Here is a 17,397-nt window from a genome sequence, read left to right as displayed (position 1 = left end):
ACGCCTTCCTCGCTCGAGAAGAGGATCGTCACGGCGCCCTCGGGCGCGCGGCGAGGACCCGCGCCTTCAACCAGCCGTCGATCGCCAGGTCGATCTCCTCGAGCACGCTCTCCCTGGTCCGCCCCGCGGACTTGAGGAGATCGAGCGAGTGGTCGCCGCCCTCGATCACGTGCAGGCTGGCCCGCTCCCCGAGGCGCTTCAGGACGGGCCGGAGGAGCGCGAGATCACACAGCGGGTCGCGCGTGCCCTGAAGGAACAGGAGCGGCGCGGGGATCGCGGGCAGGTGCGCGTCCCGGAGCGGGGCGCGCGTGCCCGCGGGGTGGAGCGGATAGCCGAGGAACAGCAGCCCGTCCGCGCGGACGCCGCGGGCAGCGAGGAGCGACGCGATGCGCCCGCCCATCGATTTGCCGCCGATCACGAGGTGCTCCGGCCCGTGCTCGAGCGCCCTCTCGATCGCCGCCGCGAACGCCTTCTCGAGGAGCGGCTGCCGGTCGGGCGCCTTCCGGCCGAGCTCCTTGTAGACGAAATTGAAGCGGAGCACGGTGTGCCCGCGCGCCAAGAGCCGCCCGGCGACGTCGACCACGAGGGGCGCGTTCATGTCGTTGCCGGCGCCATGGCCGAGGACGACGGCCACGCCGGAGCGCTTCGCCCGCGTCCTCGGGACGTGGATCACGCCTGAGACAGGGCTGCTGTCGACGATCGGGATCGAGATGGAGCGCTCGGCCATGAGGCCCATCCATGCCATGGACCGGCGCCGCTCGTCGAGGCGCACGCCGGTCGAACGCCGGGAGAGGGCGCGGCGCGCCGTGCTCGGCAGGATCCCGACCTTCATCCCCCCGGATTCCTGGAGGTGCGATCGCCTCGATCTGGTAGGCTGCGGCGCATGCGGGCTGGCGCGAGGGTGTTCCGCATCATCCACGCGATCCGTGGTCGCGCCGAGGGTCGAGAGGACATGCCATCTTCACAGCCACTCCGCGCTTCACACGCGGCGGCAGGCGCAGGCCGGCGAGCGCGCGCAAAGGCCCTCTTCCTGCTCCCGGCGCTCGCCGCCGCCGTGTCCATGTGCGGCGGTCGGAGCGACATCCTCCTGGAGCCAGGCCCGGAAGCGCCAGTCCCCGACGAGCCGGGCCCCGACGAGCCGGGCCCCGACGAGCCAGGCCCCGACGAGCCAGGCCCCGACGAGCCAGGCCCCGGGTGTGTCCCGGCGCCGGAAGTGTGCGACCTCGTCGACAACGATTGCGATGGGCAGACCGACGAGGGCACGTGCCCCGCTGGAACCGCCTGCGGCGTGAGCCTCGCCGCGGACATGGCCTCACCGCCGGAGGGGTGGTCCTTCAATGGAAACGCCTTCTGGGATGCCGACAGGCGGTCTGGCGTGCTCACCGAGGCCAGACGCGGGCAGGCTGGCACCATCATCTACTGGAATCCCCTCGCCGCCGACGCCTTCACCGCGACGTTCGAGTTCCGCCTCGGCGACGGCGACGGGATGGGGTTCATGCTCCAGACGACAGGAGAGACGGCCGTGGGCGAGCCCGGCGGCGGCCTCGGCATGGCCGGGCTCGCCGGCTACGGCGTCGAGATCGACACCTACCACAACCTCGATTGCACGGATTCCAGCAAGAACCACGTGGGCGTGGACGACCTCACGCAGCGTTGCGACGCGGGCGTCCTCGGCTCGCTGAGCCAGGGGACGAGCGGCGTCGCGCTCGGCGACGGCGCGTTCCATACGGCGCAGATCGAGCTCAACCAAGGCAAGGTGAGCCTGATCATCGACGGCAAAAGCCAGCTCCAGGGGTTCTCCATCCCCGGCTTCCCCGTCGGGTCGAAGTTCTTTTATGGCTTCGCCGCCGGCACGGGAGACGCCACCGCGCGCCAGGAGATCCGGAATGTGAAGATCACGTTCCCCTCTCCCCGCTGCCTCTGAACGCCGGCGCCAAAGGACGTTTCGTCGCGCGATCGTCGAGGTCTGCGGCGACCTCCTGCTCGTTCCGGGGAGCAGGTGCGCCCCAGCAGCAGGTGCACCCCAGGAGCACGGCGAGCCGCGTGTGGGGCGCCCTACCGACTCGGTCTCGGGCGCACATTATCCCCATGTCAAAATTCTCGAACGGTCCTGGAATTCCCTTCCGGAGCCCCTTATCCTTCGGGTCCGCCTCGTGAAGCTGTATGCTTGGGAGACAGCGGCCGATATACTGCCGGTTCGGCACCACCTCGGGTGCCGCCCGCGCGCGACGTGGCCCCGCGGATGATCAAGGCACCAGGTCGCGTGAGTTAGTAAATACATTTTACTTTGGAGCATGCGAGCATGAGATCAGCACCCTTTACACTTCTCCTCTCGGCATTCCTGTGTGCAGCCGGCTGCTCGGACAGCGGTGACGGCAATGGAGACGAGACGACCGGCAGCGGCGGCGCGACGGGCGGCACCACCAGCGGCGGCACGACGAGCGGCAGCGGCGGCGGCGCGACGACCGGCAGCGGCGCGACGAGCGGCAGCGGCGGCGGCGCGACGACCGGCAGCGGCGACCCGACGAGCGCGACCAGCGGCGCGACGAGCGGCAGCGGCAGCGGCGGCGGCGCGACGACCGGCAGCGGCACCGGCGGCGAGGGCACGGGCGGCAGCGATGGCACAGGCGGCGGCGCCAGCGCCAGAGTCCCCGCGGCGAGCGCCAGCACGCTGAGGGAGGCCGGTGAGAAGGCGAACCCCCCGCTGCTGATCGGAGCGGCCATCTCCGGCGGTGGTCTCGGTAACAACGACTACAAGCGCGTCGCCGCCGCTGAGCACAACTACGTGACGGCGGAGAACGAGATGAAGTGGGACTCGCTCGAGCCCAGCGCGGGGAATTTCAGCTGGGGCTCCGCGGACAACATCGTGAACTGGGCGCGCCAGAACAACATGAAGGTCAAGGGCCACACCCTGGTGTGGCACAGCCAGCTGCCTAACTGGATGAGCTCCATGACCGGGAAGGCCAACGTCGAGGCGGCCATGCGCAGGCACATCACCCAGGTCATGGGGCACTTCAAGGACCGGCTCGACCACTGGGACGTCGTCAACGAGGCCGTCCAGACCGACAGCGACACCGGGGTCGGCAATCCCCGCATGAGGCCCACGGTGTTCTACAACCAGATCGGGCAGAACTACATCGACCTCGCCTTCCAGATCGCGAGAGAGCAGGATCCGAAGGCCAAGCTCTATTACAACGATTACAGCATCGACGCGCGCAACGACAAGGTCGAGTTCGTCTACAACATGATCAAGGGCATGGTCGATCGGGGGGTCCCGATCGACGGCGTCGGGTTCCAGATGCACATCGGTCCGCCGAACAACGAGGCCACTGGCGCGGATGTGGCGGCGAACTTTAAGCGCTTCACCGACCTGGGCCTGGAGGTGCTGATCTCCGAGATGGACATCAACCGCTGCGGCGGCGTGGTCACGGCGGATGAGCAGCTCGCGTACTACCACGACATCGTCGCGGCCTGCTTCAAGGAGCCCAAGTGCACCGCCATCACCTTCTGGGGGATCAACGACGGCAGGTCGTGGCTCAACAGCTGGAGCGGAGCGCTGTGCAACGGGCAAAGCTCGCAGTCGCTGCTCTTCAACGACCAGTATGGGAAGAAGGAGACCTACAACAGGGTGATGAACGCCCTGCTGGGCAAGTAGCATCCTCCGCGAGCCGCGGCGGCGACGGCGCCGGGGAACACCAGTTCACATTTTTAGAGAAAAAAAATTGAACAGGGAGGCGGGGAGATTGATGGGATTTTACTCCCCGTCTCCCCGCCTCCCTGTGAATCTTCTCGAATAACTCCGGGGATCCAGCCCTACGCCTGGCGATCTGCAGCGCGGAGCGCCTGGCGCCGGCGCGCCGGCGCCGGGGAGTTCACCGGCTCACTGCGGGATAAAGATCGGCTTGCACACCCCGCTCACGCACACGTCGCTGTCCGAGCAGCAGTCCGTGCTGGCCGTGCACTCCCCACCCGACTCCTTGCACTCGCCGCCTTCGCCCGGATCCTCACCTGCATCGCTGCCGCCGCCGCCGCCGGCGGGCGGGTCGTCGCCCTCACACGTCGGCGTGGGGCACGGCCCCGGCGTCACGGTGACCGTGTCCGACGGGTACTTGCTCGGAGAGGCATGCACGTAGCTGATGGTCGCGTCGCCGAAGCCCGCCGCGCCGAACGCCGAGGCGCTCACCCACACGTCGTACACGACGCGGTAATCCCAGTTCGGTGTCTCCGAATTGGGGGTGTAGTTCTCGTCCGTCTCCGGGGAGTCTTCGAGGTACCCGCCGTACCCGCACGCGTTGAGATCGCGGTCGAGCGAGGTGGTCGCCGCGACGACGGCGCCGGCGTCTCCGAGGAGCATCTTGCCGTCTCCGCCGAGCACGCCGAGCGACGCATACCCCGAGGGGCTCGCCTCGTCGGCCGAGAGATAGTCGACGTAGAAGTCGAGCACGAGCTCTCCCTTCCCGTCCGTCAGCTGGAACTGGGCCTTGTCGCTGCCCACGAGATCCTTGAACGTGTGGCCCCCGTGCCCCTTCGGCTTCGGCCCGTCGCCGGGCTTCGGGCCGCCGGGCTGCGGGCTGGCGGGCTCCTCGCCGCCGCCCCACCCGATGGCCGTCTCGCCATACGTGTTGTCGACGAACGCGGGGTTGAGCGTCAGCCGCACGTGCACGAGCTCCTCGCTCTCGGCGATCTCGACGACCCGCTCGACGAAGGCCATCGGGGTCGTCGGGTTGCTGTTCGTGTAATAACAGTCGACCTGGGCGGTCCCGTCCACGGGGACCCCCCGGGCGCTCGCGCCGCACGACAGCGGATCGAGATCCGCGGTGATGGAATCGCCGGCGCCCGACATGCCGGATCCCGGGAAGCTCGGCGCCGGCGCGCCGCCCTCGTCGTCCGAAGGGACGCAGTCTTCCCCGGAGACGATGCGACTGTCTGCGCCGCCTGTGCCCGATAGGGAACAGCCCGCGCCGAAGGCCGCGAACGACAACAGCCCACCACAGAACCACCCAGTCAACGCGAATGAACGCATCGGGATCCTCCCAATTCGAAAGCAAGCACGACCTGGAGCGCATCCGGCGAACCCGATCGCCGGCGCGATGATCTCCTCGATGAAGTGAAGGTCGCCGGAGGCGCCGGGAGCAGGCAGGGTTCGTCAAAAAAAAATCGAGACGGCCTCGCGCGCGGGCGCTCAGGGGCGAGCGCCGCCGGGGCGGGAGGCGGACGTGGCCTCCTCGCGCCCGAAGCCCTGCGGGTAGTCCTTGAGGTACCGGCGCGCCTCCGCCGCCGTCCGGTCCTTGTCGCCGAGCATCTCGATCGCGCGCAGGCGCTCCACGCGGGCGATCTCGGCGAGCGGCGAGTCCGGGTAGCGGCCGAGGAGGAGGTCGAGCCGCTCGATCGCCCGCCTCGGCTGCCCGCGCCGCCGCGCCGCCATCGCGCCCTGGAGCAGCTCGTTCTCGGCCGTGAGCGAGGCGCGCGACGGGGCCTGGCGCGCGTCGCGCGGCGCGCGCGGCTCCCCCGCGCCGCCCTCGCCGGCCCCGTCGCCCCTGCCGCCCTCGCCGGCGGCGCTGTCCTGACCGAGGTCGCGAGGCGGCGCCGGCGCGTCGCCCGGGCGCCCCTCGGCGGGCCGGTCCGACCGGCGCTCCTCGTCGCGGGACGACCACGTCTCGCCCGGGCTCAGGAAGCGCTCGACCTCGCCGCGGTGCACGGCGACCCGCCCTTCCACGACCGACACGCGCGTCTCGGCCGGCTCTCCCGCCGCTTCGGGCCGCCGCTCGACGGAGAAGCGCGTCCCGTGCACCGTGACCACGGCGTCCGACGTGCGCACCGACAGGCTCGTGCCTGGCGGCAGCGGCGGCACCTCGACGGCGATCCTGCCCTGCTCGAGGGCGACGACGTCACCCGCGCGGTCGCGCCCGGCGCCCGCCGGCGCGAACCTCACGCGCGTCGAGGGCCCGACCTCGACGGTGGCGCCCGTCGCGAGCGACGCCTTCGCCCGCGCGCCCTCGCCGGTCCGGAGCTCCTCGTCGCTCGCGAGCGGCACGAGGGCGAGCGACGGCGGCGAGCGGGTCTCGCCCCCGGCCGCGATCTCGACCGAGCCCTGGAGCGCCGTCACCTGCGCCGCGGCGGGCGGGGCGTCGCGCGCCCGGACCACGACGAAGACGCCGGCGGCCGCCGCGGTCAGGGCGGCGGCCAGCGCCGCCGCGGCGAGGGCGGCCCGCTTCCGCCCGGCGGCGCGGGCGCGCCGCTCCACCGCCTCGGCGGCGAGCTGGTCGATGCGGCCGGCGATCCGCTGCTGGAGGTACCTCGCCTGGACCCTGGGCAGCGGCGGCACCGGCCGCTCGACAAGCGCCCGCAGCGAGGCCTCCACGCCGGCCGCCGCGGCGCGATCCTCCGGGGTGGTCTCAACGTCGTCCTGCTTCATCGTGGCTCCTCGGGTCGAGCGGGGTCGCGTCGCGCCGCCGCCTCGGGTTCAAAGCGCGCCTGGAGCTCCCGCCGCCCCCGCGACAGCCGCGACTGGGCCGCGGCCACGGAAACACCGGTCAAGTCAGCGATTTCCTTGAGGGAATAGCCCATGGCGTGGAGCAGCAGCGCGGTCGCGCGGTCGCCGTCCATCGCCGCGAGGTGCCGGCGCAGGGCCTCGAGATCGCGCTGCGCGCTCACCTCGCGCTCGGGGTCGGCGCCCTGCGAGGGCGGCTCGGGCCCGGCGCCAGGCTCGGGCGACCCCGGCGTGCGATCGATGACCTTCCGCTCGCGCCGGCGGGCGCGCAGCGCGCTCAGCCCGACATGGCAGGCGATGACGGACGCCCAGCCCGCCAGGCTGCACTCCCCCGCGAACCGGCGTTTGGTAAGTGTGCTCACAATCTGTTCAAACGCGGCCTGCACGAGGTCGGCATGGTCCTGCTCGCGGCAACCCAGGATCCGGTACAGGGTCCGGTCGACGGCGGGCAGCAGGTGCTCGTAGAGCCGCAGGCCGATGCCTCGTTCGCCGCGCTGGAAGGCGAGCAGGATCTCCTCGTCGCTGGCGGGCGCGGGCGCGGGCGAGGGCTGGCCCCCGGCGCCCTGGGCGGAGACGAGCCTGAGCCGGCGGCTGGCGGGGTGTGGCTCGGCGGTTCCCATGCTCATGCACAGTAGCCGGTCCGCCCGAAAGCAGGCTGGTCAGAAGCTCCCTCTCGCGCCGAGGACTGCCCCCGCCGGCCTCGCCTCCAGCACCCCTGCGCTGACCCACCGCTGGCGCGCGCTGTTCCCGGCGTCGGCCCCTGCCGAGTCGCAGACTCCCGGGTCCCTGACCCCGATTTTGCTGCCACAGTGCTCCGCGATCACCCCCTTCTCGCCGAACACGAGCGCGCCTGTGATGCCGCCGACCACGAGCCCTGCCGCCCCGAGCCCGCCCGCCACGTAGACGGCCGCCCGGCGGGCTGCCGGGGCCGCCGGCGCGTCCGGCCCGACCGGGGCAGGCGCCGGCGCGATCCAGGCCGTGGCAGGCATCGGCGCAGCTCGGAAAGCTCCGGCACGGATCAGGTTCATTCTCCGCCGTCGCTTCACAGACTTCGAGAGGAACCTGTCTCACGCGTCCTTGGCACCAGTGGTCCTGCGAGCCCTGACGGTTTCTCCCCTTTCGGGTGCGTGTCTCGCTCGAGCGAACCGTCCTCTCCAGCTCCCGCTCGTCGCACGTAGCGTGCGAGTTCCCCGCACGGCTCGCTCCTGCTCCCTTCGTCTCGAGGGTTATGTCGTTCTCGTGATCGGGGGCTCGACCCAGCGCGGCGCCTCAGGCCGCCCGCGGGGGAGATGTGTCCTCGACTCGACGCGCGACCACGCGTGCGGCTGCCTTCGTGGTATTTGTCAGCGGAGGAGGCTCGAATGTTTCGAACAGCACAATTCGCCATCGCACTTTCTCTCGTGTTTGTCGGCTGCGGCTCGAGCGGCGTCAGCTCGGACGAGGACGCCCGGCGCGCCTATGAGGGGCTTGACGACTCGATTGACAAGGCGATCACGCTCGGTTTTCAAGGCTTCAACGCCGCCACGAGCGCGAATATCGCGCCGCAGACGGCGAATGGTGCGAGAACGGGCACGATGACCATCAGCGGGCAGGTCGATCAGGGTGCCTCGACAAACAAGACGATGAACCTCGTCGAGGAGCTCAAAGACTACTCCGATGACGGCGAGATTACCTACAACACGAACGAAACGCTGCCTGTGCTCTCGATGAAGCTCAGCAAGGTTCCGACCGGTACGCTCGAAGGGAGCCTCAACGGTCGCTTCACGATGACGGGCGCTCTCGAGGGCGACCTCACCCTCTCGCTCACCTTCACGGGTGAGCTGCAGCCGTCGCCCGTCGATGAGAGCGAGGTCGAGCGAAAGCCGGGGACGACGCACATCACGGGCACCGCCACGAGCGGCGACGGCAGGTACAACGTCGACCTGACGCGGTAGGTCAGCGGCTCCGGGGCAGCTCCTCGCCCGAGAGCAGGGCGACAGCCCTCAGCCGCGCGGGGCCCATCGGTGCTGAGGCGGTCGTGGGCCTGGTCATGAGCGAATGCGCGGCTTGGCGCACACGACCCTCGGCGGCAGGTCAGGAAGGTCGGGCGCCAGCAACTCGGCGATGCGGATCCCGTCGGATGCCGTCGCGGGGAGGATCGCGACGCCCCGGACCCGCGCGCGCGTGGGGTGGTAACGCAGGCCACGAGGCTCGTCGGGGCCGCTCCAGACCTCGGATGTCTTGCCGCTCGCGGTCCCCTCGACCTCGACGAGCGGCAAGCCCTCGGTCTCGGTGTGCTTGCGGAGCGCGCTCTGCAGCGCCGGCGTGAGTGATCTGCCGAGGTACACGACGGGCGACGTGCACGCGCTCGTGGCCGGACCCGGTGGCCAGTCGCCGACGGCCGGCGGATCGCGCTCGCGCCCTTCCGGATCGTGCCACCATGGAATCTGCACCTCGCCGAGCGTCAGGGGGACCTCGACGGGCGCGTTCGAGTAAACCTCGAAGCGAAAGGGCGACCGCGTCTCTCCCGCCGACGCATTGATCCAGAGCCGCTCGCCGGACGCTGCGACGCGCACCGGCCAGGCGCCGCCCGGCAGCGGCACAGCGCTCCACGCTCCTCCCCGCGGGCGGTGAAGCAGCTCCGGCCTGCGGAGAGACGGCGCGGCATCCGCCACCTCTCTTGTCACGACGAGCCACTGCGTCCCGTCGGCGGTACCCGCGCAGGACGCGATGCGTCCTTCCGGGAGATCCTGCTCTTCCCACCGACCCTCGCCCCACCGGAACAGCGCGTCGTGGGTGCACAGGTACGCCTCACCCGCCTCCGTGCCTGCGAGCTGCACGAGGCTCCACGGCGACTCGTCGTCGAGCGGAAGCGACAGCGGCATCGCCGGCCCGCGCCCCGGACCGAGCAAGAGCGCCGCCCTGTCGTTGAAGCTGTGGTCGCTTATCACCAGGAGCTGCCCAGCCGTCACCGCCGCCGCTTCATAGCGCTCCCAGCGCTGCGCGTCGTTCCCCAGCCGGGGATCGGTCGGGGGACCGCCGGCGGCATTCGCGGGGGCGCGCGACCAGCGAGCTCCGTTCCATGTGAAGAAGTGGCGCGGCATCTCCCAGGACTGACCCGCGGCCGAGAGCCCTGCCCGGACGTCCAAGATGGCACCGCGGGGGAGCGCGTCGGCTGTCGGCGTCGGCTGATCGGAGGGCAGCCGGAGGTCGGCGTCAGTTCTATACGGTGCGTCCCCGCGCAAGTTCCACCAGTTGATGTATTCCGGCAGGCCGGCGAGCCAGGCGGGATCCTGGCGCGCCTCGCGCCCACGAACGACGGCGAGCAGCGAGCGATCCAACAGCACCGCTCCTCCGGGGAACGGCGCCACCTCCACCTGGCCGACGGTCGATGTGAGGACCAGCGACAGCTGCGGCGGCCGCGGACCCGTCTCGCCGTGTGCGACAGGCGCCCGCCCTTCGGGAGCGGCGAGGGGCGGGCGCGCCGCCGGCGCCGCAGCGGCAGCGCGGAGCGCGCTCCGCGGCGGGTCGCGGGGTCCAGGCGGCGCAGCGCACGCGGCGAGCGCGAGCGAGGTGAGCGCAGCCCGGCACAGGCGCGCCGGCGACCGCGCCGAGGGAGCGTGGCTGGACGATGAAGGGCGTTCCGGAAGCAGCATGTCCGAAGCCGAGGATAGCCGCCCCGGCGGTCGTCCGCGAGGGCGCAGCACCGGCGCAGAACGGCCGTCGCTCGCTCATGGATGGCCTCCAGCACCTCGCGCAGGGCGCCTGACGAGCTTGTCCTCGAGCGCTGAGATCCGGGGTCGGGTGCTAGCGTGTCGCGCAGAGCGGCCCGCGCCCGCCCTGCAGCGCGGCGACGGGCAGCCCTCCGCGCACGAGCGCCGCCTCGGACACGCGCGTGCGCCCGGCCACGGCCGCCATGAGGGCCGGGCAAAGGCGCGCCGCCGCGCCGAGCGCCGCCTGGCCGGGCCGCCGCACGAGGCCGAGAGAGAGCGCGGTCGCGAGCAGCACCTGCCCGAGCACGTCGCGCGAGAGCCGGCGCTGGAACGCCTCCGCGCTCGCCCCTTCGAGGTACGCCGTGGTCGCGAGCCGCGCGCTGTGCAGCGCGATCGACATGCCGTCTCCGGAGAAGGAGGGGATGACCGCCGCCTGATCGCCGAGGCGCCAGATCCCGTCCGCGCGGCGCTGGACATGGCCGTACGGGATCGCCGAGAGCGCGAGCGGCCGCGCCCGGCACGGCTCCGCGCCCGCGAGCCGCGCGTCGAGGTGCGGCGACCCCTCGCGCATCGCGCAAAGGAGGCGGTCCCAGCGCTGCCCGAGCGCGGCGAAGCGGCGCTTGCGGACGAGGAGGCAGAGGTTCGCCCGACCGCCCTCGACCGGCTGCAGACCGGCATAACCGCCCTCGAACAGCACGAGCTCCACGTGCCTGTCGAGCTCCGCCGCCTGCCGCGGCGACAGCCGCCAGTGCAGCTTGAAGGCGACGAGATCGTCCTGCAGCCCGGAAGGCCGCCGCAGGCCCCGGACGTCGTGCTTGCCGGTCGCGAGGAACGCGGCGCGCGCCGCGATCGCGCTGCCGTCCTCGAGCCGCGCCCCCCAGCCCGCGCCCTCCCGCGCGAGCGCCTGGACCCGGACGCCCCGCCGGATCGACGCGCCCGCCGCGGCGGCGCGCGCGAGCAGCGCCTCGTCGAGCACGCGGCGCGACAGGCTGAGCGCGGGGAACGGCAGCGCGGCGGCCGCGACCCGATCGCGCTCGACCAGGCGCACGGCCTCGATGGGCACCGCGCCGAGCGCCCGCAGATCGAGCCCGAAGGACGCAAGGTAGAGCGCGGCCTCGCGCGACAGGAACTCGCCGCAGACCTTGTCCGCCGGGCAGGCCTCGCGCTCGATCAGCGCGACCTCGCGCCCCGCCTGCGAGAGGAGCAGCGCGACCGCCGCCCCGGCCAGGCCTCCTCCGACGACGACAGCGTCGTTCACGGGACCTTGAGCCTCCCGACGGTGAGCCGGAACGGCGCCCACCACCGAACCTCGACGGCGCGCGGATCGAGCCCGGCCTCGGCGATGAGACGGCGCCAGTCGCTCGCCGAGAAGGCGCGGGCGATCGACACCGGCCCATCGTGCTGCACGAAGCGGTGCCAGCCCGCGAGGCGCGAGAGGTGGCGGAAGAAGTGATAGGGCAGCGGGTGGCGGTGCAGATCGTTGATGAACCAGCCGAGCCGCGCCTTCGCGTCCATCCAGGCGAGGAAACGGACGACCGCCGGATCGGGGAGATGATGCGTGAAGAGCGAGCTCAACACGACGTCGATGCCGCCGGGCGGCTCGTAGGCGAAGGCGTCGGCGGTGACCCAGGTGATCGGCCGGCCCGGCGGGGTCGCCTCGGCGGCCGACCGGCGCGACCACGGGTTGAGGTCGACGCCGGTGAGCGAGACGGCGATGCCGCGCTCTCTGGCCCACGCGTCGACCCCCCGCAGCATGTCGCCGTGGCCGCTGCCGACGTCGATCACCTCCAGCGGCCGGTTCTGGGGCAGGCCGCGCGCGACGAGGCGCTCGAGGAACGCGAACGTCGGCCGGTGAGCGAGCGTCAGCCGGTTGACCTGCGCCAGATCGACGAGGCAAGCGCGGAAGTCCTCGAAGTCCACGGGCTGGGTATCCATCAGCTCGTCGAGCGTGGATCGATGCGAGAAGTCGAGGGCGCCCATCGGTCTAGGCCGTATGAAACAGCATCGTCTCGGCGGTCAAGCCTGGACCGAACGACATGGCGCATCCGCGCACGCCCGGCCGCGCGTCCGCGACGAGCGACTGCAGCACGAACATGAGGGTCGCCGAGGACATGTTGCCGAAGCGCGCGAGCACGTCGCGCGACGCCGCGAGCGCCACCGGCCCGAGCTCGAGCGCGCGCTCGACCGCGTCGAGCACCGATCGCCCGCCGGGGTGCACCGCCCAGAGGTCGATCTCGCCTGGCGCGGCGCCGTCGAGGATCGCGCCCGCGGCGGCCTTGAGCCCCCGGTCGATCGCGCCCGGCACGCGGCCGGACAGGAACATCTCGAAGCCGAGGTCGCGGATGTTCCACGTGATGAGCTCGCGCGTCCCGGGCACCACGACGGCGTGGAGCCGGTCGAGCGCGAGCCCGATCGGCTCGGCGCTGATCACGGCCGCGGCGCAGCCGTCGCCGAACAGGAGGAACGACAGCATCTGATCCATGGCGATGGCCTCCTGCAGGTGCAGCGTGCATAGCTCGACGTTCACCACGAGCACGCGCGCCCCGGGCGCCGACCGCACGATATGCCGCGCGAGCTTCAGCGCGTTGATCGCCGCATAACACCCCATGAAGCCGATCGTCGTGCGCTCGACCGATGGATCGAGGCCGAAGCGCTCGACGAGATCGAGGTCGATGCCCGGCGCGGAAAAGCCCGTACACGACGTCACGATGACATGGGTGATCCGGCGCGCCGTGGCCCCGAGGTCGAGGCCGGAGACGGCCTGCGCGGCGAGCTCCGGCGCGTGCTTCTCGTACAAACGCATGCGGTCTGCGGTCGTCGGGAAGCTGCCGCGCAGGTAGAACCGCCCCGCGTCGACCGAGGCGCCGCCCACCTCGACGCTCGGGGCCAGCACGGAGAACCGGTGTGAAATCTGCGCCTTGTCCGCCATCCGCCCGAACAGCACGCGGCTGCGCTCGTCGCTGAACAGCGTCCTCGCGAAGCGGACAAAGGAGGAGTGCACGTCGTGCGGCGGCACGGCCGTGGCAATACGGTTGATGTAGGCGGTCGCCGGCGGCCGTCCCTTCGCGTCCGAGCCTCGACAGGCATCGTCGCCGTGCACCAGGTCTCTTCGCGAGTCGTTAACATTGGTCACGCTCGCAAGAAGCAGGCATCGAGCATGCCACCTGCGGCGTTGCGCTGCCGACCGACGGAGGGAGAACGTGGCGTCCGCAACGTCGACCCTGTGTGGCCGACGAGCTCGCGCTGGATCGTGCGCGGGAGACGTCGGCCGTTGTCATGGCGGCGCCATCGTGAGCCGGTCTGCCGCCGTTCACGACGCCATGGTGCGCCCCGCTGCCTGTCAGCTCCCGAAGGCCGCGAACCGCCCCGTCCGCGCCTGGATCACCTCGTCGATCCAGCGCAGCAGATCCGCCAGCGGCGGCTGCTCCTGCGCCTCCCGGTGCCATCGCCGGATCTCGCGGCGCCCGGAGGGCGTCTCGATGTCGAAAGCGACCTGCGTCTCCCCGGGAATGCCCATTCGTTTCGACGCCGCGTCCACCGTCGCGGCAGAGCCCAACAACCCATCGAGCGCCGCCAGCTCCGACGCCGACAGGGGCTCCGGTCCCCGGTGGATCTCCTCCCCGAGCGCCTGGCCCGCGAGCGTCACGCTCCCCCGGACATCGACGCTCACCACCCACGCGCCGAACCGTCCGTTCGGGCCGTACGCCGCGCCGCCTCGGAAGACCATCTTCATGAGGACGAGCATTGTGCCCCGTCGAGCCGAAGCTGAACAGCGTGGAGTCGACGGCGTCCCGGCACCCCACAACCAGTACGGGAGAGCACGTCGGCCTGATGGATCCGAGTCATGTGTCCGCTTTCCGGGAGGCAGAGAGCAGGCCGTCGATGGTGAGCCGCCCGTCGACGGGCAGATCCGGCCGGCGTGTCGCCGCGTGTCGCCGCGTCACGCGCCGAGCGTGGACGGGTCGTAGCGCGTCACCCAGGTCTTGATTTGCAGCTCGCAGAAGATCAGGCAAGGCGCGATGAAGCCTGCCTGGGCCAGGAGCGCGAAGACCTCGGCGTCCGAGGCCGGCATCTTCAACGACGCCATGGCCTTCCGTCGTTGCTCCGCCGCCTCGGGCGGCCGCCCCTCCGCGAGGGCCCGCCGGTCCTCGACGGCGCTCAGCAGCGGATCGTCTCCAGTCCGACAGCCGATCACGAAGGGCGCCCCCGGCTTCAGGCGCCCGGCGACCTCCCGCAAGAGCTCGAGGCGCGCCTCATCGCCCGGGACGTGGTGCAGGACGCCGATCATCTGGGCGCCGTCGAACAAGGGCCCACGCGCGAGATCGCGCAGCTCGCAGGCATGCAGGCTCGTCCGCTCGAGGAGGCCATCCGCCTCGAGCTTCTCTCTCGCGACGGCGACCATCTCCGGCGAGGGGTCGACGCCCGTGAAACGAACGCCGGCCCCCGCGTAGCGCGCGAGCGGCTTCACCTCGCTCCCGGTCCCGACACCGACGATCAGCAGCGACGCGGCCTCCGTGTCGGGGAGCGCAGCGGCGATCACCTCGGCGATGACCTGCTGCATGACGCCATAACCCGGCCAGAAGCGGCGCACCTGGTCGTCGTAGCTCAAGGCTCGCTCGCGCCCGAAGTTCACCGCGTGTTTCCCGTGCTCGTCCGTCTTCATCACGCCTTCTCCTCGGCGGACGGTCGCCCGGACCGCCTCCAGCAGAGCCGTATCACCCTTCGTGCGGCCTCGACAGGGCGGGGGTTTCGATCCGATTGGCGGGGCTTTCTGTCGGCGCGTGGCCCTGCGCCGGCCTCACTTCATGTCCGCGCCCCTCGCCGTGCGCAGCTCCGACCTCCTCTGCACGATCCCGAGCAGCGTCGCCCAGCGCGCCCGCGAGCTCTTCGGGCTTCGGGTGTTCGCGCCCCCCTTCGAGCTGCCCGCCGCCCAGGTCGTCGCCGTGTGGTCGCAGCGCCACGACGACGACCCGGCGCAGCGCTGGTTCCGCGACCTCTTCTTCTCGGGCCGCGCCCTCTCGCCGCGCCTGCGGGCCCTGGTCCGAAGGGGCGCGGCTTGATCCGGGGATGTTCTAGAGCGATTTTCAGTTGAGCCTGGTACGAGCGTCGCAGAGCGGCGGTCACCCGCACAGGAGACGGGTCCAGATCGGCGTTTTCGGCGCGGAAGCGCACTCCAGTGCGCTGAGCACCGAAAACGTCGAGATGGGCCCGTATCCGACGCGGGTGACCGCCGCTCTAGATGGGATGAGGCATCCTCGGCGGGTGCGAGGGTGTCATTCTTGGCAGGGTAAGGAGTGCCACGAACATCGAGGAGCTCGACTCTCGTGAATCCATCGAAACAGCGAATCGCAGCGTGCGCCAGTCGACCTTGACGACCTGGCGCGGAGAGGGCTCGTGAGAGCTGCCTTCCCAATGCAAGAGCTCGTTCGGCGGCAGGCCGTCAACGCAGCGCACCGGCTGCACGTCCATGCGCATCTCGCAAGAATCGACATTTCGCAAGAGCCGAGAACAGTCCATCTGAGCGGTACGCGCGGCGCACGAACGTTACGAAAAGTAGCACAAAATCAGCTTGAAGATGACCGGCAAAGTGGGGAATAACATCGGCGGCACGCGCGGGTCGGGCCCTCGTCCGCCGTCCCATCGCCCGACCCCAGCGGGATCCTGTTTCACGACACCTCACGAGGAGCGCTCAACATGCGTCTACGCACTGCACGTCCCACGATCTCTTTGGCTTTGTTCGCAGTGCTGCCCTGGATGCTCGCCGCCTGCGGCGGCGAAGGCGGCTCGGAGGATCCCAGCGGTTCAGGAGGAAGCCCTGCAGCCAGCACGGGGGGCGTCGGCGCCAGCGGCAGCGGCACCGGAGGGACGCCGACGGGAACTGGTGGACCGTCCTCGTCGAGCGGTACCCCGACCGGGACGGGCGGCGACGTGACGACGGGCGAAGGCAGCACCGGAGGCGGGGGCCCGGCCGGAACGGGCGGAGCGCCGGGAACCGGGGGCAGCGGCGACGGCGGCAACGCCGGGAGCGCCGAGTGGGGCGAGGTGGAAAACCCTGGAGCCGGGTGCACCGTCGGACCGATGCCGAGCGTCGCTTCGCTCACCGCGAACTCGAAGCTGCCGGACCCGTTCAAGAAGATGGACGGCAGCCGCATCGCGAGCAAGAGCGAGTGGGCCTGCCGGCGCGAGGAGATCCTCCAGCAAGCGTACAAGTTCATCTACGGCGACAAGCCCGTCCCGGCGAAGGGATCCGTGTCCGGTACCGTGAGCACCAGCAGGATCACGGTCGAGGTCAAGGACGGCGGCGGCAGCGGCTCGTTCAACCTCACCGTGAACATGAACGGGGCGACGGCGCCCGCCCCGGCCATCATCGGCTACGGCGGCGTGAGCGGCATGCCAGTTCCGAGCGGCGTCGCGACGATCACCTTCTCCGCGATCGAGTCGACGGGCACCAGCGGCGCGAAGAACGGGCCGTTCTACAGCGTGTACGGCTCGGACCATCCCGCGGGTTACCTCACGGCACAGGCCTGGCAGATCAGCCGCGTCCTCGACGTCCTGGAGCAGAACCCCGGCGTCATCGATCCGCGCCGGGTGGGTGTGACGGGTTGCTCGCGCTGGGGAAAGGGTGCCTTCGTCGCCGGCGTGCTCGACAACCGCATCGCCTTGACCATCCCGGTGGAGTCGGGTCTCGGGGGCACGATTGGCCTGCGCCTCGTCGAGGTGCTCGATAGCTACAAGGACTCCGAATGGCCCTATCATGGCATCAGCTACGTCCGCTGGCTCTCGGAGGTGGCGCTCGGCCAGTTCACCACGGGCAACAACGCCGGGGCCGACAACACGAACAAGCTGCCCGTCGACATGCACGAGATGATGGGCCTCATCGCGCCGCGCGGCCTCTACATCGTGGACAACCCGAGCACCATGTACAACGGGCTCGATCGGAACTCGGCGTGGGTCACCGCCAACGTCGGCAAGATGATCTTCGAGGCGCTCGGCGTCGGAGACCACATCGCCTACACGGGCGCAGGTGGGAGCCACTGCAGCTGGCGCTCGCAGTACACTGCATCCCTCAACGCCATGGTCGACAAGTTCCTGAAGGGCAACAACGCCGCGGCGACGGGCAATTTCGCCACGGACCTGCCCAACAAGCCCAACCACCTGGATCACATCGACTGGACACCGCCGACGCTCGCCGGCGAGCTTTGATCCAGCGCGGAG

The 17,397-nt window shown here is 71.0% G+C and carries 16 protein-coding genes; 5 read left to right on the top strand and 11 right to left on the bottom strand.

Annotated elements, in window-relative coordinates; translation table 11 throughout:
- Positions 1 to 28: 28 nt before the first annotated feature.
- On the bottom strand, positions 29 to 832 hold the full coding sequence (locus tag WMF27_RS10980; protein WP_437768910.1) for an alpha/beta hydrolase family protein: 804 nt from the start codon (positions 830 to 832) through the stop codon (positions 29 to 31).
- Positions 833 to 952: 120 nt separating this feature from the next.
- On the opposite strand from WMF27_RS10980, the gene WMF27_RS10975 reads away from it, so the two are divergent.
- A complete protein-coding gene (locus tag WMF27_RS10975) occupies positions 953 to 1,924 on the top strand; it encodes a lectin-like domain-containing protein (RefSeq protein WP_437768911.1) in 972 nt (323 codons plus the stop codon).
- A gap of 378 nt (positions 1,925 to 2,302) precedes the next feature.
- Positions 2,303 to 3,655 (top strand): endo-1,4-beta-xylanase, encoded by a 1,353-nt coding sequence (locus WMF27_RS10970; protein ID WP_437768912.1) that lies wholly within the window; start codon positions 2,303 to 2,305, stop codon positions 3,653 to 3,655.
- A 225-nt stretch (positions 3,656 to 3,880) separates the two neighbouring features.
- On the opposite strand, the gene WMF27_RS10965 is transcribed toward WMF27_RS10970, so the two are convergent.
- The 4 genes from WMF27_RS10965 to WMF27_RS10950 all read right to left on the bottom strand — a co-directional run bounded on the left by WMF27_RS10965 (position 3,881) and on the right by WMF27_RS10950 (position 7,479).
- Entirely contained in the window at positions 3,881 to 5,023 is a 1,143-nt protein-coding gene (locus WMF27_RS10965; RefSeq protein ID WP_437944130.1) for a hypothetical protein, read from the bottom strand.
- Between the two features lie 159 nt (positions 5,024 to 5,182).
- On the bottom strand, positions 5,183 to 6,415 hold the full coding sequence (locus WMF27_RS10960) for a FecR domain-containing protein (RefSeq protein WP_437768914.1): 1,233 nt from the start codon (positions 6,413 to 6,415) through the stop codon (positions 5,183 to 5,185).
- Complete coding sequence (locus tag WMF27_RS10955; protein WP_437768915.1) at positions 6,412 to 7,110, bottom strand: RNA polymerase sigma factor; 699 nt, start codon at positions 7,108 to 7,110, stop codon at positions 6,412 to 6,414. Before WMF27_RS10955 ends, WMF27_RS10960 begins: the two co-directional genes overlap by 4 nt.
- A 39-nt stretch (positions 7,111 to 7,149) precedes the next feature.
- Positions 7,150 to 7,479, bottom strand: coding sequence for a hypothetical protein (locus tag WMF27_RS10950; protein WP_437768916.1), 330 nt, complete (start codon positions 7,477 to 7,479; stop codon positions 7,150 to 7,152).
- A 372-nt stretch (positions 7,480 to 7,851) separates the two neighbouring features.
- Here WMF27_RS10950 and WMF27_RS10945 point away from each other — a divergent pair, with 372 nt between their 5' ends.
- Complete coding sequence (locus tag WMF27_RS10945; protein WP_437944129.1) at positions 7,852 to 8,424, top strand: hypothetical protein; 573 nt, start codon at positions 7,852 to 7,854, stop codon at positions 8,422 to 8,424.
- Positions 8,425 to 8,517: 93 nt separating this feature from the next.
- Here WMF27_RS10945 and WMF27_RS10940 read toward each other — a convergent pair whose 3' ends face one another.
- The 6 genes from WMF27_RS10940 to WMF27_RS10915 form a co-directional block, all read right to left on the bottom strand.
- Positions 8,518 to 9,816, bottom strand: a complete 1,299-nt coding sequence (locus WMF27_RS10940; RefSeq protein WP_437768918.1) for a hypothetical protein — start codon at positions 9,814 to 9,816, stop codon at positions 8,518 to 8,520.
- A 460-nt stretch (positions 9,817 to 10,276) separates the two neighbouring features.
- A complete protein-coding gene (locus WMF27_RS10935) occupies positions 10,277 to 11,440 on the bottom strand; it encodes an NAD(P)/FAD-dependent oxidoreductase (RefSeq protein ID WP_437768919.1) in 1,164 nt (387 codons plus the stop codon).
- Complete coding sequence (locus WMF27_RS10930) at positions 11,437 to 12,162, bottom strand: methyltransferase domain-containing protein (RefSeq protein WP_437768920.1); 726 nt, start codon at positions 12,160 to 12,162, stop codon at positions 11,437 to 11,439. Before WMF27_RS10930 ends, WMF27_RS10935 begins: the two co-directional genes overlap by 4 nt.
- 4 nt (positions 12,163 to 12,166) lie before the next feature.
- Positions 12,167 to 13,282 carry a type III polyketide synthase gene (locus WMF27_RS10925; RefSeq protein WP_437768921.1) on the bottom strand — a complete coding sequence of 372 codons (1,116 nt, stop codon included), beginning with the start codon at positions 13,280 to 13,282 and terminating at the stop codon, positions 12,167 to 12,169.
- Positions 13,283 to 13,522: 240 nt separating this feature from the next.
- Positions 13,523 to 13,915: a hypothetical protein gene (locus WMF27_RS10920; RefSeq protein WP_437768922.1), complete on the bottom strand. Its 393-nt coding sequence runs from the start codon at positions 13,913 to 13,915 to the stop codon at positions 13,523 to 13,525.
- A 207-nt stretch (positions 13,916 to 14,122) separates the two neighbouring features.
- A complete protein-coding gene (locus WMF27_RS10915; RefSeq protein ID WP_437768923.1) occupies positions 14,123 to 14,845 on the bottom strand; it encodes an SAM-dependent methyltransferase in 723 nt (240 codons plus the stop codon).
- Positions 14,846 to 14,987: 142 nt separating this feature from the next.
- Here WMF27_RS10915 and WMF27_RS10910 point away from each other — a divergent pair, with 142 nt between their 5' ends.
- Together WMF27_RS10910 and WMF27_RS10905 are read left to right on the top strand one after the other, a co-directional pair.
- Entirely contained in the window at positions 14,988 to 15,242 is a 255-nt protein-coding gene (locus WMF27_RS10910; protein ID WP_437768924.1) for a hypothetical protein, read from the top strand.
- Positions 15,243 to 15,909: 667 nt separating this feature from the next.
- The gene (locus WMF27_RS10905; protein WP_437768925.1) at positions 15,910 to 17,385 is read left to right on the top strand and encodes a glucuronyl esterase domain-containing protein; all 1,476 of its coding nucleotides are present in this window, start codon (positions 15,910 to 15,912) and stop codon (positions 17,383 to 17,385) included.
- The last annotated feature ends 12 nt before the right edge of the window (positions 17,386 to 17,397 follow it).

The sequence above is a fragment of the Sorangium sp. So ce281 genome (assembly GCF_051527395.1).
Taxonomy (GTDB): domain Bacteria; phylum Myxococcota_A; class Polyangia; order Polyangiales; family Polyangiaceae; genus Sorangium; species Sorangium cellulosum_B.
This window is presented reverse-complemented; position numbering and strand designations above follow the sequence as displayed.